General features: G+C 71.6%; 15 protein-coding genes. 1 reads left to right on the forward strand and 14 read right to left on the reverse strand.

Going from position 1 to position 15713, the window contains the following annotated elements; genetic code table 11:
* Positions 1-76: 76 nt before the first annotated feature.
* Positions 77-673: a CBS domain-containing protein gene (locus tag E1285_RS01680; RefSeq protein WP_132147024.1), complete on the reverse strand. Its 597-nt coding sequence runs from the start codon at positions 671-673 to the stop codon at positions 77-79.
* A gap of 131 nt (positions 674-804) precedes the next feature.
* The gene (locus E1285_RS01685; protein ID WP_132147027.1) at positions 805-1656 is read right to left on the reverse strand and encodes a DUF72 domain-containing protein; all 852 of its coding nucleotides are present in this window, start codon (positions 1654-1656) and stop codon (positions 805-807) included.
* Positions 1657-1791: 135 nt separating this feature from the next.
* Between E1285_RS01685 and E1285_RS01690 the strand changes: the two genes are divergently transcribed.
* Positions 1792-2898, forward strand: coding sequence for a S1 family peptidase (locus E1285_RS01690; RefSeq protein ID WP_132147030.1), 1107 nt, complete (start codon positions 1792-1794; stop codon positions 2896-2898).
* 107 nt (positions 2899-3005) lie between these two features.
* Here E1285_RS01690 and E1285_RS01695 read toward each other — a convergent pair whose 3' ends face one another.
* From E1285_RS01695 to E1285_RS01750, 12 genes are all read right to left on the reverse strand, one after another.
* Positions 3006-4250 carry a PHB depolymerase family esterase gene (locus E1285_RS01695; RefSeq protein ID WP_132147033.1) on the reverse strand — a complete coding sequence of 415 codons (1245 nt, stop codon included), beginning with the start codon at positions 4248-4250 and terminating at the stop codon, positions 3006-3008.
* Between the two features lie 148 nt (positions 4251-4398).
* A complete protein-coding gene (locus tag E1285_RS01700; protein WP_132147037.1) occupies positions 4399-5313 on the reverse strand; it encodes a hypothetical protein in 915 nt (304 codons plus the stop codon).
* A gap of 12 nt (positions 5314-5325) precedes the next feature.
* Positions 5326-6591: an MCE family protein gene (locus E1285_RS01705; RefSeq protein WP_165966414.1), complete on the reverse strand. Its 1266-nt coding sequence runs from the start codon at positions 6589-6591 to the stop codon at positions 5326-5328.
* A gap of 7 nt (positions 6592-6598) precedes the next feature.
* Positions 6599-7603: an MCE family protein gene (locus tag E1285_RS01710; protein ID WP_165966415.1), complete on the reverse strand. Its 1005-nt coding sequence runs from the start codon at positions 7601-7603 to the stop codon at positions 6599-6601.
* 11 nt (positions 7604-7614) lie between these two features.
* Entirely contained in the window at positions 7615-8661 is a 1047-nt protein-coding gene (locus E1285_RS01715; RefSeq protein ID WP_132147046.1) for an MCE family protein, read from the reverse strand.
* On the reverse strand, positions 8658-9689 hold the full coding sequence (locus E1285_RS01720) for an MlaD family protein (RefSeq protein ID WP_132147049.1): 1032 nt from the start codon (positions 9687-9689) through the stop codon (positions 8658-8660). The genes E1285_RS01715 and E1285_RS01720 overlap by 4 nt, the downstream gene beginning before the upstream one ends.
* Positions 9689-10729: an MlaD family protein gene (locus tag E1285_RS01725; protein WP_132147052.1), complete on the reverse strand. Its 1041-nt coding sequence runs from the start codon at positions 10727-10729 to the stop codon at positions 9689-9691. Before E1285_RS01725 ends, E1285_RS01720 begins: the two co-directional genes overlap by 1 nt.
* Before the next feature lies 1 nt (position 10730).
* Positions 10731-11792, reverse strand: coding sequence for an MlaD family protein (locus E1285_RS01730; protein ID WP_132147055.1), 1062 nt, complete (start codon positions 11790-11792; stop codon positions 10731-10733).
* Complete coding sequence (locus E1285_RS01735) at positions 11789-12640, reverse strand: ABC transporter permease (protein ID WP_347814055.1); 852 nt, start codon at positions 12638-12640, stop codon at positions 11789-11791. Before E1285_RS01735 ends, E1285_RS01730 begins: the two co-directional genes overlap by 4 nt.
* An 11-nt stretch (positions 12641-12651) precedes the next feature.
* Positions 12652-13443: an ABC transporter permease gene (locus E1285_RS01740; RefSeq protein ID WP_347814056.1), complete on the reverse strand. Its 792-nt coding sequence runs from the start codon at positions 13441-13443 to the stop codon at positions 12652-12654.
* Positions 13444-13655: 212 nt separating this feature from the next.
* Positions 13656-14849 carry a cytochrome P450 gene (locus tag E1285_RS01745; RefSeq protein ID WP_132147061.1) on the reverse strand — a complete coding sequence of 398 codons (1194 nt, stop codon included), beginning with the start codon at positions 14847-14849 and terminating at the stop codon, positions 13656-13658.
* A gap of 25 nt (positions 14850-14874) precedes the next feature.
* A complete protein-coding gene (locus E1285_RS01750) occupies positions 14875-15711 on the reverse strand; it encodes a mycofactocin-coupled SDR family oxidoreductase (RefSeq protein WP_132147064.1) in 837 nt (278 codons plus the stop codon).
* Positions 15712-15713 lie beyond the last annotated feature (2 nt).

Here is a 15713-nt window from a genome sequence, read left to right on the forward strand (position 1 = left end):
GGGAAGGGGCGCGCCAAGGCCGGCAAGTAGCGCCAACGCGCACACCTGTCCCGCCCGCGCTCGCCCGGCCGGGCTGTCAGCCGTGGATGGAGACGTGGGTGACGCCGGGGACGGTCTGGGCGAGGACTCCGGCGATCCGCTGTGCCGGCTCGTCCGCGCGTCCGCGCAGTTCGACGGCGCCGTCCCGCACCGACACGTCCCAGCGTGACCCGGCGGGTCCGTACTCGGCGATCGCGGCCAGCACGTCGTCCCGGATCCGGGCGTCGCCGCGCGCCAGGATCGCGATGAGATCGCGGCGGCTGACGATGCCGACGACGGCGGAGCCGGCCAGCACCGGGACGCTCTTGATCCGCGTCTTCATCATCGTCTCGGCGAGCACCGCGACGTCGGTGTTGGGACGGGCGGTCTCCACGTCGCGGGTCATGACGTCCCCGACCAGGCGCGGCGAAGGGGTCGCGGGCGTGGCGACCGGCCGGGCGAACGCCCTCGGGTCGTGCTCGAAGACGCCCTTCAGCAGGTCCATCTCGCTGACGATGCCGACGAGCCGGTCCGGTTCGTCCACGACGGGCAGCGCGGTGACGCCGTGCTCGTCCAGGACGCGGATGGCCTGCCGGACGGTGGCCGTCCGCGGAATCGTCACGACGGGTGAGGTCATCGCCTCCCGGACCAGCATGGCGTGTTCTCCTTCCGGCGAGGACGCCGTTGACCTACCCGGGCGGGACCGCCCTGACCCTCACTTCCAGCATCAACCGGCGGGCGCCGCAAGCCGGGGCCGTTCGTCGGGACCTCCGCGCGGGGGAGCCGTCAGAAGAGGGTCGGGGGCTCGGCCGGCTCCGGCTCGGGCAGCGGTTCGAGGCCGGGCACCCGGCTCCTCACCTCGTCGTGGAACCGGCGGGCGAGCGTCAGTGCCTCGGCGTTGTCCGGCGTGTGGACGAAAACGGTCGGCGAACGTCCCTCACGGAGCCATTCGGTGACCTTCCCGACCCAGTGCTGCCAGCCCTCGACCGTCTTCGCCGTGTCGTCCCGTCCGAGGTATCGGACGATCGGACGGCCGGTCAGCGCCGCCGATCTCCGGGGCACGCGGGGTTTCTTCGTCCACGCGTCGCGTTCGGCGTCGCTGGTGGGGCGGGTCCCGAAGAACATGGTGGTGTCGAACGGGACCCATTCGGCGCCCGCTCCGCCGAGAACCCGCTCGAGGTCGCGCTCGGATCGCGGGTCTTCGAAGAACGCGCGGTGACGCACCTCGACGGCGTACCGGTGCTCGCGGGGCAGGCGGCGCAGGAAGCCCGCCAGCGTGCCGAGGTCGGCGGGGCCGAACGAGCCCGGCAGCTGCACCCACAGCGCGTGGGCCCGCGGCCCGAGCGGCTCGATCGCGGCCAGGAACGCCCGGAGTTCGTCGCCGGCCACGTCGAGACGCCGCTCGTGGGTGATCGGCCTCGGCAGCTTGACCGCCATCCGGAAGTCGGGGGAGGTCTGCCGCGCCCAGGTCTCCACCGTGCTCCTCGACGGCGTCGCGTAGAAGGTCGTGTTGCCTTCGACCGCGTTGCACCAGCCCGCATAGGCCCGCAGCCGCTCGCCGGGAGGGAGCGGATGGGGCAGGAACCGCCCCTGCCACGACGGATGGGTCCACATCGCGCACCCCACATGAAGCCGCATGAACCCGACGCTACCGAACTCCGGCCGCCTCGCAGGCCCCTCACCTGCCCCTCCGCCGGGCCTTGAACTCGGACGGCCCCGGGCCGCGTATCCCCACGCGTAGATCCAGGATGTCGGACCTTGGAGGAACCCCCCATGAGGGCCAGAAAGAGTCGTCTGCGCACCGCGGTGACGTGCACCGCGGTGGCCGCCGGATCCGCAGGCCTCGTGGCCGGCTCGCTGTACGTGGTGCGGATGCCGGACCGGTCCGGCGGCGAGCAGCAGGCCGCGCTGACCGGCGAACGGGCATCGGACACTCGGCGAGGTTCGGCCGGGACGCTGGCGGCGAGGCTTACCGACCGGCTCGGCGCCCGCACGGCCGGCGCCTACGTCGACTCCGCGGGCCGGCCGGTCGTCACCGTCACCAACGCCGGTGACGCCGCCATGGTGCGCTCGGCCGGTGCCGTGCCCAGGATGACGCGGCGCAGCCCGGCGACGCTGAACCGGATCACCGCCAGCCTCCGCCAGTCCTTCACGGGCGTGGCGGGCACCGGCTGGGCCGTCGACCCGGCCACGTCCAGGGTCACGGTGTGGACCGACGACTCGGTCACCGGGGCGCAGATGGCGAAGGTCCGCCGGACGGCCGGGCGGATGGGGTCGGCGGTGCGGATGGTCCGCATCGACGGGCGCCTGCGCACCTTCGCGCTCGGCGGCGACCCGATCTTCGGCCAGGGGGCGCGCTGCTCGCTCGGCTTCAACGTCACCCGTGGCGCGGAGAACTTCTTCCTCACCGCCGGGCACTGCGGCAACGTCGTCGAGAACTGGACCGCCGACCAGGAGGGCGCCCGGCTTCTCGGCACCACGGTGGAGAGCAGCTTCCCCGGCGACGACTTCGCGCTCGTCCAGACCGAGGAGGCGGGGGAGGGCGCGGTCAACCTCTACAACGGCCAGGCGCAAGAGATCACCGAGGCCGGTGAGGCCGTCGTCGGCCAGGAGGTCGCGCGCAGCGGCAGCACCACCGGGCTGGCCACCGGCCGCGTCACCGCCACCGGCGCCACGGTGAACTACCCCGAGGGCACGGTCAGCGGCCTGATCCAGACCACGGTCTGCGCGGAGCCGGGCGACAGCGGAGGCGCGCTCTTCAGCGGGAGCACGGCCCTCGGCCTCACCTCGGGCGGCTCGGGCGACTGCCAGATCGGCGGCGTCACCTTCTTCCAGCCGGTCAGCGAGCCCATGGAGGCCTTCGGCCTTGAGGTCTCCTGAGATCCGCACACCCGGAATGGGAAAAGGGGCCCGGAGGTCGTTCCGGGCCCCTTTCCCATGCGCTGGGACGGGCTAGCCGGCGCTGGAAGGGCCGTCAGGTGCTCAGATCAGCATCTGACCCAGTGGCCGGGGCCGGTCTCCTTGATGGTGCTGGTGGTGTAGAGGTTCCACAGGCCGAGGTTCTGGTCGGAGCCGTTGGCGTAGGTGTAGCCCATGGACTGGCGGGCTCTTCCAGCGGTGGTGTGCGCGTAGTTGGACGCGGTCACGCACGCGGGTGTCTGCGTCGGTGGCGGCGTCGTCGTCGGCGGCGTGGTGGGCGGGGTGGTGCCGCCTTCGCTCATGGCCTCGACCATGTTGACGACGGCGACCATCTGCGGGCCGGTCTTGAGCGGGTACTGGGCGGACTGGTATCCCCACCAGTCCCAGCAGCCGCGCGGATTGCTCAGGCCCGACGCCGTGGCCTGCGGGTACAGCACGACCATGGCGTTGGTGTCGGCGTACTCGTTGAGGTACGCCTTGTCCATGAAGGTGTCGCCGATGTTGCCGTAGTACTGGTAGCAGCCGTGCAGGGCGACCATCAGCGTGCAGGACGACTCCTCGCACACCTGCGGGACGTAGGCGAATCCCTCGTCGCCCATGCTGACGGAGGTGGCGTCACCGCCCGGGACGTAGGCGTTCTGGTCGAACTGGATCAGCTCGCCGGTCAGGGACGCGGCGGCGGGCTCCACCGCGCCGTACAGGTGGGTCAGCATGTCCCCGACGGCGTCGCCGCCGCAGTCGTTGATCCAGGGCGACTGGGTGACCGTGCAGGAGTTGGGGCCGATCGGGCTGATCCAGGCGTGCCCGGCCGCCGAGCCGCGGTCGTATGCGACGCCCGCGCCCAGGCCGCGGTAGTAGGTGGCGAGGTCGTCGTTGACCTCCTCGGCGACGGTGGTGTCGGAGGTGCCGTGGTACAGCCACACCGGGTCGCCCGACAGGTTCTGAACGGGGTCGACGGTTCCGGCGGCGGCGCGGTCGCGGGTCAGTTGTTGCAGCTCGGCGGGGGTCTTGCGGGGCAGGTAGGTGGCCATGCAGGCGTTGAGCGCCGTGCTCAGGCTGTTCTGCGCGCAGTCGTAGGCGCCGGCGGAGAAGATGCCGGCTCCCTGGAAGAGCGACGAGTAGGCGACGTGGAGCTGGTTGGCCATGAAGCCGCCGGACGAGACCCCGCTGACGTAGGTGCCGCTGATGTCGTACTCGGCGAGCGGGCTCTGGACCGGTGGCGGGACGGCGGCGTGGACGATGGACAGCGAGGTCGATGCCAAGGCGGCGGCCGCGACGGCGGCCCAGATCCCGTGTCTGATCCTCAGGCGCACGTGACCTCCTCGGATGGGGGGTGACCGCCATCGTCGGTGAGGCGTGTGACGTGCGCCACTGTCCGTGCCCCCACAATCGGCGTGATCAACATGGCGGTCGGAGCCACGCTCCCGCCCGGCGTCGCGCCTCAGGCCGCCTCAGGTCGCCTCAGGGCTTCTCGGGGGAGCCCGGCGGCACGGCGGGATCGCCGTCCGAAGGTTCGGGGGACGCGGGGGTGCCGTCTGGTTTGGTCATGGACTCGTGGTCGGCCTCCAGGGAGACGAGCCCGCTGACGCGCCACTGGCCCTTTTCGCGCACGAGTTCCAGGAGCAGCTTGCTGCCGAGCACGCGGCGCGTGCCGGCGGTGCTGCGCACTTCGGAGTCCAGGACGACGAGCGCCTTGGCGCGGTCCCCCTCGATCTCGTTGACGTACGTGTCGCGGACGGTCGCGGTGGCGTCGGCCTTGTACTTGCCGATGACGGCGGCGAGGCCGTCGAAGGCCGCCTCGTAGCTCCTGCCGAAGTCGGTGGCGGTGAGCTGCCGGATCCGGGCGCGCGAACCGTCGAGGTCGGTGTGCTCGTAGGCCAGCAGCGCCTGCCCGAACTCGGCGGCGCGGGTGCCGACCCGCTGCCGGGTGTCGGCCTCCTGGGAGAGCCGGCCCGCCTCGCGCCACTGCAGCGTGGCCGTGACGGTCGTGGCCGCCAGCGCGAGGAGGACCAGGACCACGCTCGCCCGTGACCGGTGAACGGACGAGACCCGGCGGGCCGCGGACACCGCCCTGCCGGCCCAGCGCGTCCCGCGCCGTCCCGCCGGTCCGTCCCGCGGCGCGGGGACCGCTTCGTCCTCGGCCTCGGGCGCGTCCTCGCCGGTGTCCTCGGGAACGTCATCGGACGTGCCCTCGTCCGTGCTCCCAGCGGACTTCTCTTCGGCATCGGCGGCCTCTTCCGTGCGGGCCTCGTCTTCGGGACGTGTCTCCTCGTCGGGGTCCGTCTTCGTGCCGGCCTTGCCGGTCTTGCCGGTGTCGGTCTTGGCGGTGTCGGTCTTGGCTTTGCCTGTCTTGATGGTGCCGGTCTTGGTGGTCATGGTGCGCTCCAGTCAGCTCGTGTGTCGGCGGCGGATGGCGGTGCCCAGGCGGCCGGCGGCGACCCCCAGGACGAGGGCGGCGGCGAGGATCGGCAGCAGGGGCAGCCACCGTGACGACGGCGAGGTGCCGGGCTCCCGGTCCGCGGCGGGGGAGGCCTCGGCGGTGAACGGCCCCTGTTTCAGGGCGGGTGTTCCCTTCTCTCCCGTGCCCGGCGGGGGCGCCGCGACCTGCCGCCCGTTCCCCGCGCACTCGTACAGCGGGGGCTTGGCCGGGATGAGCGACTCCCCGTACTCGTCGGGGTCCCCCACGGGTCCCGCGAAGTCGAGCACGACCTTGAACCGGACGTGCGTACCTTCGGGGTTCGGCTCCACGACCGAGTCGGTCACGTCGGGGATCCGGGTGCCGAACACGGTGAGCGAGTGGCGCAGCAGCCTGGACGCCTCCGGGGTGAAGAGGGGCGGCGACTGGACGCCCAAGGCGTGCAGCATGCAGCGCATACCCGGCCGGGACGCCTCCAGCGTGCCGTTCACCTGGTCGACGAGCCCGGGGCCGCGCCGCAGGACGCTGTCGAGATCGTTCCTGGAGTCCTTGAGCGTGGCGGTGAACGCGGCGAGGTCGTTGACGCCGGACCCGAGCTCGGGTCCGGAGGCGGCCAGCGTGCCGGTGAGCTGGGTGAGCTGCACCGAGAGGCTGTCGAGGACGGAGGATTCGGCGGCGAGGGTCCCGGTGAGCTGGTGGGCGTCGCCCATGAGGTCGCGAAGCGTCCCGCCGCGTCCTTCGAGGCCGGTGGCCAGTTCGCTGGTCAGGGTCCGGGTCTCCCGGGGCGGGATGGCGCGCAGCAGGTCCCCGGCGCTGTCGAAGAGCTTCTTGTACTCGACCGTCACGGACGTGCGGGACAGCGGGATGTGGTCGCCGGCCCGCAGCGGCCGCCCGCCCGGTCCGGAGGGCGGGGTGAGGGCGACATAGGGCTCGCCCATGACGGACTTGCGCAGGACCGCGGCGTGGGCGGCCGCGGGGACCGTGGCGCCGCGGTCCAGCTTCAGCTGCACGGCCACCCGGCCGGGACGCAGGTCCACGTCCCCGACGCTGCCGACCCGCACGCCCAGGTAGGCGACCTCCAGGTCGGCGCGGAGGCCGGGGGAGGAGGCGAACTCGGCGGTCACGGTGACCGGGCGGCGCAGGGCGTCGACGGTGATGATGCTGGTCACCGCCCAGATGGAGAGGAGCACCCCGAGCGCGGCGAAGAAGATCAGGTTGGTGACGATGCGTGAGTTCATCGCGGCCTCACCGGGGCGCCAGCAGGCGGCGCATCTCGCGGGCGGGGTCGCGGGGCTCCTGCCCGCCCGGGGAGGGCGGGAGGAACCCGGCGAGCCACACATGGGCGATCGCCTGGCCGTCGTTGCTCATCGAGGGGCGGCCGGCGAACCCCGTGTACAGCAGGTCGGTGAACGCCTTGAGCTGGTCCTTGCCGCGTGTCATGGCGGCGAGGATCCCGTCGACGCGCACGAGCAGCCGCCGCAGCCGCTGCCCGTGCCGTTCCTCGAACGTGCCGTTGAACGACTCGGCCATCCTGACGAGCTCCTGGACGGCCGACTTCAGCTCGGCGCGGTCGTTGCGCACGCGTTCGGTGGCCTGCGACACCCGTTCCGGCAGCCGTTCCAGGTCGCGGCTGCCCTTGGCGAGGCCGGCGCTGAGCCGTCCCAGCCCGTCCACGACCTCGGCGAGGTCGCCGGCCGCGGCGGCGTAGCTGCCGGACAGCTCGCTGGCGCGCTTGACGATCCGGTTGAGCTGGGGGCCGCGGCCGCCGGTGGCCGTGGCCAGCGACGTGACGATGGCGTCGAGGTCCTGCCCGCCCGCAGCGGCGAGGATCGGGCCCACCTTCGCGGTGACGGTCTCCAGGTCGGGCTTCACCGACGTCCGGGTGATCACGGCGCGGGTGGCGAGGAACGGGCCGGCGGTCATGGCCTTCCCGGCGGGCGGGATCAGTCGGACGTAGTTCTCGCCCAGCAGCGAGGTCTTGGCGATCGAGGCGGTGGTCCCGACGGGCAGGCGGCGGTCGTCCGCGATGGACATCGTGACCTTGACCTTGTAGCCCTTCAGCCGGACGCCGGTGACGGTGCCGATGCGGACGTCGGCGACCTGGACGCCGTGCCCGGTCACGAGGTTCTGGACGTCGTCGAAGACCGCGTAGAGGGTGAAGTCGCCCTTGGGCGCGCCGAGCGTCTGCACCGAGCATGCCGTGCACGTTCCGGCCGCCAGGACGATCGCGGCGAGTGCCCTCGCTCCCATCGGCCGCATTCTCATGACCCTCCCTCCCGCCGGATGGTGCAGCCGTCGCCGCGCTGGTCCAAGCAGGGCACCTCGCCCCAGCCCATGGCCTCGAAGAGCGGCTGGAGCCAGATCCGGAGGTTGGCGTTGACCTGCGCGCGCAGCGTGATGGTCCGGTTCTCGGGCTCCCACGTCTCGATGAGCATGTCGCTGACCTGGGCGAGCCCGCGGATCGCGTTGGCGATCGACGCGCTGTTGGCCTTGAGCGTCATGACGAGTTCGGACGTCTCGCTCAGGGTGGCCGGGAGCTTCTCCCGGTAGGCGGAGACGACCGCGCCGCCCCGGCGGATGAGGCCCTCCAGACCGGAGAGGAAGGCCTTCAGTTCGGCCCGCTCGCCGGACAGGGTGCGGCCGGCCGCGGAGATGTCGCCGATGAGGGCGGTGAGCTTCTCGTCCCGCCGGTTGAGCGAGGTGGCCATCTCGTTGAGGTTGCGGGCCAGCGCGACCAGCTCGCGGTCCTGCGCGGCGAGGTTCCCGACGAGGTCGCCGGTGGTGCCGAGCGCCCGGTTGACGTCTCCGCCGTGGCCGTCGACCGCCCCGGCGCCGCCCTCCAGGGCCCCGCGCAGCCCCTCGGGGTCGATGGACCGGGTCAGTTCGGTGAGCACGGTCAGCGCCTCGTCGATCTCCACCGGCAGGTCGGTCCGCTCCTGCGGGATCACCATCCCGGACGGGGCGCGCGGCATGCCCCGCTTCCACGGCGGGGACAGCGCGATGCCGCGCTCGCCGATGATGTTGGACGCCACGATCGTGGCGCGCGCGTCGCGGGGGATCGGCACCTTGTTACTGATCCGCAGCGTGGCCCGGACCTGGCGGCCCTCGGTCCGGACGTCCTCGATCGTGCCGACGTTGGCGCCCATCACCTTGACCCGGGAGTCCTCGTACAGGGACGGGGCCTTGGCGAAGTACACGGTGATCCGGTAGACGCCGGCCCCGCCGGGCAGCACGGCGCAGCCGCCCATGGCGGTGGCGAGCGCGGCGGCGAGCGCCACGGCGAGCAGGACGCGCGGCGGCCGGCTCACGGGGCCGTCCCGCCGTTGCGCATCGACGCCGCGAGCTTCTGCAGGTCGCCCGCCGTCAGCGGGCCGATCTGGCTGAAGACGACGTCGGCGAAGGGGCCGGAGTGGAACGCGCCGAACCCGGTCAGGGTGGGCCCGGCGCGGCTGAGTGTCTCGTTGAGATCGGCGATCTGCGGTTCGAGGGTCTGCATGGTGGTGCCCAGGTCGTCGACGATGGAGATCAGCTCGTCCTGTTCGGTGGAGATGAGCCGCGTCAGGCTCTGCACGGTGCGGCTGCCGCTGCCGAGCAGCACGCTCAGCTCCGCCTGCCGGTCGCGCAGCTGGTTCAGCAGGACGGAGGCGTTCGAGGCCAGCCGGGACAGTTCCCGGTCCTTGGAGTTGACGACTTCCACGAGGCGGTTCCCGTCGGACAGCAGCCGCCGGATCTGCGGGTCGCTGTCGTTGACGGTCTCGGCCAGCAGGGAGAGGTTGCGCAGGGCGCCGCCGAGGCGGCCCCGGCCCTGCTCGGAGATGCCCTCCACCTGGGCCAGGACCTTGGAGATCGTCTCGGTGTCCAGCCCGGACAGCGCCTCGGTGGAGGAGTCGAGCACGTCGTTGACCGTCGTCGGGGTCGAGGTGCGCTCGCGCGGCACCCGCCGGCGCTCCTCGGGCACGTCCGCCATGTGGGGCTCGGCGACGGGGCCGCTGAGCCGCAGGTACCGGCCGCCGAGGACGTTGTTCGTCCGGATCTCCGCGCGGGTGCGCGGGCCGAGGTCGACGTCCCGGTCGACCTTCCAGGTGATCACCACCCGGCCGCCCGTGAAGTCCGGTTCGACCTCGCTGACCTTCCCGACCAGGACGCCGGCGACCTCCACGTCGTTGCCCGAGCGCAGCCCGCCGGTGTCGGCGAAGACGCCGGTCATCGTGTACCGGTCGGCGAGCAGGCCGAGCGTCCCGGTGAGGAACGCGGTGGTGACGGCCACGGACAGGACGGTGAGCGAGACGACCCCGACGACGACGGGGTTGCGGTCGCGGAAGGACTTGAGCGCCATCAGCCGCCTCCTGGGATCGGCCCGGACGGGACGCGGGCGCCCTGATCCGGGTAGTCGTTCAGGCGGGTGTCGTACGGGCACTTGCCGGGCGCCAGCGTGATGCAGGGCGCGGCGCCGACCGGGAATCTGCCCTCGTCGATGATGTCGCTGATGCGGGCCATCTTCGGTCCGGCCGACTCCAGGAGGGGCTTGAGCCGGTCCAGGTTGCGGCTGGTGCCGCCCATGACGAACCCCAGCCGCTCGATCGTCCGGGCCAGCTGGTCGGCGTTGCGTCCCGCGAGGGCGTCGGTGGTGCGGACCATCGCGGCGAGTTCGACGACCGCCCGGTCGACGAGCTTGCGGTTGTCGACGAACGCGTCGGAGAGGGTGACCAGGTTGTCGGTCATCTGCGCGATCTGCTTGTCGCGGCGGGCGAGCACCTCGCTGACGGTCGAGAAGTCGCGCAGCGTCTGCTTCAGCGTCTGCCGGCGCGCCGCGATGGTGGACGAGAGCCGGTCGATGTTGGTGACCAGCTGGCCGACCTCGCGTTCGTTGCCCTCCAGCGCCTGGTAGATCGAGGTCATCAGGCGGTTGATCTGCTTGGCGTCCAGGGTGCGGGTGAGCGGGGCGAGCTGGGCGATCAGCTCGCCGATGTCGACGACCGAGCGGGTGCGGCCGATGGTGCCGCCGTCCCGCAGCGGTGCGGGGGACGTGCCGGGGATCAGGTAGATCACGCGCCCGCTGATGGGGTTGCGCCAGCGGATCGCGGCCTCGCTGTCGGAGGGCAGCCGGTGCCCCTCCCGTACCGCGAGGCGCACCTCGGCGCGTCCGTCCCGCACCCTGATCGCCTCGACCTGGCCCACCGGCGCCCCGGCGATCTTCACCTGGTCGCCCTCCATCAGCCCGCTGACGTCGTCGAACGTCGCGGTGACCGTGTAGGAGCCGGAGAAGTCGAGCCGGGCGATCTGCACCGCCATGAACGCGGTGAGGGTCATCGTCACGCTCAGGAACGCCACCAGGCGCACCAGGGACGACACGCCCTTCTCGGGACGTCTGCTCATGTCACCGCCCTCCCGTGAGTCCGGAGCCGGTCCCGGCGGCTCCCCGGTTCGCGGGACAGAGCCCGACGATCAGCTCGCACGGATCGGACGGGAGGTAGATCTTCACCGCGATCATCCGCCGCTCACCGTCCGGGGCGACCGGCCAGGTGATCGCGCGGTAGATGGGGAGCAGGTCGGTCATCGTGCGGACGGACGTGCCCGCGATGCCGAGCTGGTCGTAGACGAGCCCGGCGGCGCGTTCGGCGGACCGGGCCCCGGCCGCGAGCTGCCCGCCGTGGCGGTCCAGGCCGCCCGCGACCGTCCGCGACAGCTCGCCGGTCCCGGCGGCGAGGCGCTTGAGCCGGCCCTGCCCGGAGGCGGCGGTGTCGATCACCGCGCCGGTGTCGCCGGCCAGGCCGGCGATCGACGCGCCCACGCCGCGGATCTCGGCGAGCCGCGCCAGGTCGGCGGTGAACCTGCGGGCCCGTTCGCGGTTGCGGTGGCCGACCGCGACGATCTCGTCGGTGCTCTCGATGACGCCGCCGAGCGTCTCGCCCTGCCCGCCGAGCCCCTGGGCGAGCGTGCCGACGATGATCGCGACGTCCTTGGGGTCGATCGCGGCGAGCGTCCTGTCGGCGTCCTGGAGCAGCCCGTTCAGGTCTCCCGCCTCGGCGGTGGAGCCGATGTGCCCCCGCGCGGCGAGGTAGGGGCCCGTCGACTCGCCCTTCCCCGGGATGAGGTTGATGAACTGCGGCCCGAACACCGATTCGGGTTCCAGCGAGGCCGTCGCGGTGGCCGGGACCCTGATCCCCTCGTCGATGCGCAGCGTCACGCGGGCGCGGCCGTCCGCGCGCAGCGCGATCTCCGCGACCTGGCCGACCGTGACGCCGCGCAGCCGGACCGGTGAGGTGGTGGTCAGCCCCTGGCCGGCACCGCCGAAGTCGGCGGTCAGCCGGGTGCCCTCGGGTTCCCAGGGCTTGGTGAGCAGCGCGTACACGGTCGCCGCGACGGCCACGAGCGTCAGCACCGCGATGCCCGCGCGCCGGAGCGTGGAGCCGTCCCCGTTCAACGTCTGGTCCATCATCCGGCGAGCCTCACCGATCCGCCCCGTCCCCAGAACACGTAGGACAGCAGCAGGTTGAGCGTCACGATCACGATGATCGACAGGCGGATCGCCTTGCCGGCCGCCTGCCCGACCCCCACCGGGCCGCCGGTGGCGTAGTAGCCGTAGCAGCAGTGGATGGTGATCACGGCGAACGCGAACACCCCCACCTTGATGGTGCTGAACACCAGGTCGCTGAACGGCAGGTAGAGGTGGAAGTAGTAGTCGTACACGCCGGGGGCCAGGTCGAAGAACCGCGTGCTGATGGTCCTGGTGGCGAAGAAGCTGGCGAACAGGGCGATCAGGTAGAGCGGCACCAGCGCGATCAGCGCCGCGACGACCCGGGTGCAGACCAGGTAGACGAAGGAGTTGATGCCCATGACCTCCAGGGCGTCGATCTCCTCGGAGATGCGCATCGCGCCGAGTTCGGCGGTGAACGCCGAGCCGCACTGCGCGGCGAGGGCCACCGCCGCGATCACCGGGGTGATCTCGCGGACGTTGACGAACGAGCCGACCAGGCCCATGAACGACTCCGCGCCGATGACCTGGAGGCCGGTGTAGACCTGCACGCCGACCTCGGTGCCGAGGAACAGCGACATGGTGAAGATCACGAAGATCATGCCGCCGCCGACCACCTTGGCGCCGACGCCCACGACGATGTCGCTGACCTGCAGCGCCACCGTCTTGGCGTACTTGAGCCGGAAGACGATGTCGCGGATCGAGTAGAACAGCACGGCGGCGACGAACCGCGGCCACATCGAGAGCCCGGCCAGCCACCGCGTCCCCGCCGTGGAGACGCCCGCCGCTCTGAGGGCCGTCTTGCGCGGCACGTTGACCAGCATCAGAGCTTGGGGGGGAAGGCGACGAAGTACACGGTCGTGATCACGTAGTTGAACGCGAACACCAGCATGAACGCGATCACCGTGGCGCGGTTGACGGCGCGTCCCACGCCGACCGGGCTGCGCTCGCACTTCATGCCCATGTGGCAGGCCACCACGGCGGCGATCAGCCCGAACAGGAACGACTTGCCGAGGGTGACGACGATGTCCGACACCCGCAGCAGGCCGAGGGCCCCGTCGAAGTAGGCGCCCGGCGTCACGCCCTGGAGCAGGACGTTGAACACGAAGCCCCCGACGGCCCCCGACAGGATCACCAGGGGCGCCAGCATGGACGAGATGAGACCGGCGGCCCACATCCGGGCGGTGACCAGCCGGTGGACGGGATTGACCCCCATCGTCTCCATCGCCGCCAGCTCGTCGCGGATGTTGCGGGCGCCCATGTCGGAGGTCATGGCCGAGCCGCCCGCGCCCGCGATGATGAGCGCGGAGGCGATCGGCGCGACCTCCCGGACCAGCCCGACCAGCACCGCCCCGCCGGTGGCCGACTGCGCGCCCAGCTGGCCGGCCAGGTCGCCGACCTGGAGCGCCACGGTGGCTCCCAGGGGCAGCGCGACCATCAGTGAGGGGAGCATGGTCACCTTGGCCAGGAACCAGGACTGCTCCACGAACTCCCAGAACCAGTTGCGGACGTCCCAGGTGCGGCGCAGGGCCTCCAGGGCCATCGCGAACAGCTCGCCGGCGGCGGCCAGCCCGCCGAGCGTCATTCCCGCCGCCCGCACCGGTACGGCCGTCACGGCGACGGCCTGGCGCCGGCGCGGTACGGGGTGTGTTCGAGGCTGGCCCATGAGGCCTCCGGGGGTGGGGTGGGGGTTTTCCGGAGCGACCGGTCAGGTCGCGGGTGCCGTGATCGGGACCGCCGGCCGGTGGGTCACCGGCCGGTGGTTCGTCAGCAGGTGGTTTGTCAGCAGGTGGTTCGTCAGCAGGTGGGTCGACAGCCGGCGGGTCGTCAGCCGACGACGAGCGGCAGGGTCTCCCAGCCGCGGACGGTCGAGGTCTGCGCGAGTTTCGTGTTGTCCCAGTCGACGTCCCATTCGGGGAAGCGCTTGAGGACCTCCTCCGTGGCCACGCGTGCCTCCAGCCGGGCCAGCGCGGCACCCAGGCAGTAGTGGGGGCCGAGGCCGAAGGTGAGCTGCTGGCTCATCTTCCGGTGGATGTCGAAGCGGTCCGGGTCGGTGTAGAGGCGGTCGTCGCGGTTGGCGGCGGCGACGATGAAGATGATGGCGCTGCCCTCGGGCACGGTCTGCCCGTGGAGCGTGGTGTCCTTGGTGACATAGCGGGCGATGGCGTGGCCGGTCGGCTCGTACCGGAGCAGCTCCTCGATCGCGCCGGGGATCAGCGAGGCGTCCTCCACCAGTTCTCTGCGCTGGCCGGGGTGCTGGGCCAGCACGGATCCCATCCAGCCGATGAGGCGTCCGGTCGTCTCGTTCCCGGCGCCCGCCACGACCGTCACGTAGGTCAGGACCTCGTCGTGGGTGAGCGTGCGCGTGGTGCCGTTCTCGTCCTCGAACTCGGCGTTCAGCAGCTCGGTCATCAGGTCGTCGGACGGGTTGTTCGCGCGCCAATCGATGTAGTCGCGGAACATCTCGTTGCTGAGGTTCTCGCCGTCCTTGAGATCCATCTGCCCGCCCGCCTCGGTGCGCAGGGCGTCGTCCACCGACTCCCGGATGGCCTCCTGATCGGCTTCGGGGATGCCGAGGAGCATGCCGATGACGCGCATCGGCATCTGGTTGCCGAGCGACTCGACGAGGTCGAAGCGGTTCTCGCCCACCAGCGGATCCAGCGTTCTCGTGCAGAACTCCCGGACCCTGGGCTCCAGCGCGGAGATCCGCCGGGGGGTGAAGACGCGGGCGAGCAGCCGGCGGTGGATGTCGTGGATGGGCGGGTCCTCGAAGATGAGCGTGCCCGGAGGGATCTCGATGCCCGATTTGATCAGTTCGAGGATCCCGCCGCGGACCGAGGAGAACGTCTGCCAGTTCGGCAGGCCCTGGTCGATGTCGGAGAAACGGGTGACGGCGTAGAAGTCGTGCTCGGCGTTGTAGTAGAGAGGCGCCTCTTCCCTGAGGCGGCGGTACGTCGGGTACGGGTCCTGCCAGACACCCCAGTCGTAGGGGCTCCAGTGAACGGAGTCTTCCGCGGTCATCAGCTCGGCCTCCGGTTCCGCGCCTTCACTTGATCATGGCTCCGGCGTCGACCGGGAGGGTCACGCCGGTGATGTAGCGCGCTTCGTCCGACGACAGGAAGAGGGCCGCGTTGGCGATGTCCTCCGCTTCCACCCACGGGACCGGGAGGGCGTTCATCATCTGCGAGATCGGCGCCATGTCCTCCTGGGTCGGGTTCTCCAGGTCCGGACGGAACATCCGGTAGGTCATGTCGTTCAGCAGCATCGGCGTGCTCACCTGCGTGGGGTGGATGGAGTTGACGCGGATGCTGTGCTCGGCGAGCTCGACCGCCAGGGTGCGCATCAGCCCGACCACGCCGTGCTTGGCGGAGACGTAGTTGCCGACGTGCGGGTGGGCCTTCAGCCCGCCCACCGAGCTGGTCAGCACGATCGACCCGCCCCGGCCGCCCTCGATGATGTGCGGGATCGACACCTTGGCGGTGTGGAAGACCCCGGTCAGGTTGACGTCGATCGAGTCCCGCCACAGCTTGGCGTCGAGGTCCTTGATCGGGGCGCCGTCGGCGGCGAGGCCCGCGTTGGCGATGGCGATGTCCAGCCGGCCGAGCTGCGTCACGCCGTCGTCGACGACGGCCTTCAGCGCGTCGTAGTCGCGCACGTCGATCTGCGCGGCGATGATGCGCTGCCCCTGGGCCTTGACCAGCTCCACGGTCTGGTCGAGGTCCTCCGGCGTGGACATGGGGATGGGCACGGTGTCGATCTGCTTGCAGACATCGACGGCGATGATGTCCGCGCCCTCCTGCGCCAGGCGCACGGCGTGGGCGCGTCCCTGCCCGCGTGCCGCTCCGGTGATGAAAGCGACTTTGCCCTCGACTCGTCCGGACATCG

Source organism: Actinomadura sp. 7K507 (assembly GCF_004348425.1).
Lineage (GTDB): Bacteria > Actinomycetota > Actinomycetes > Streptosporangiales > Streptosporangiaceae > Spirillospora.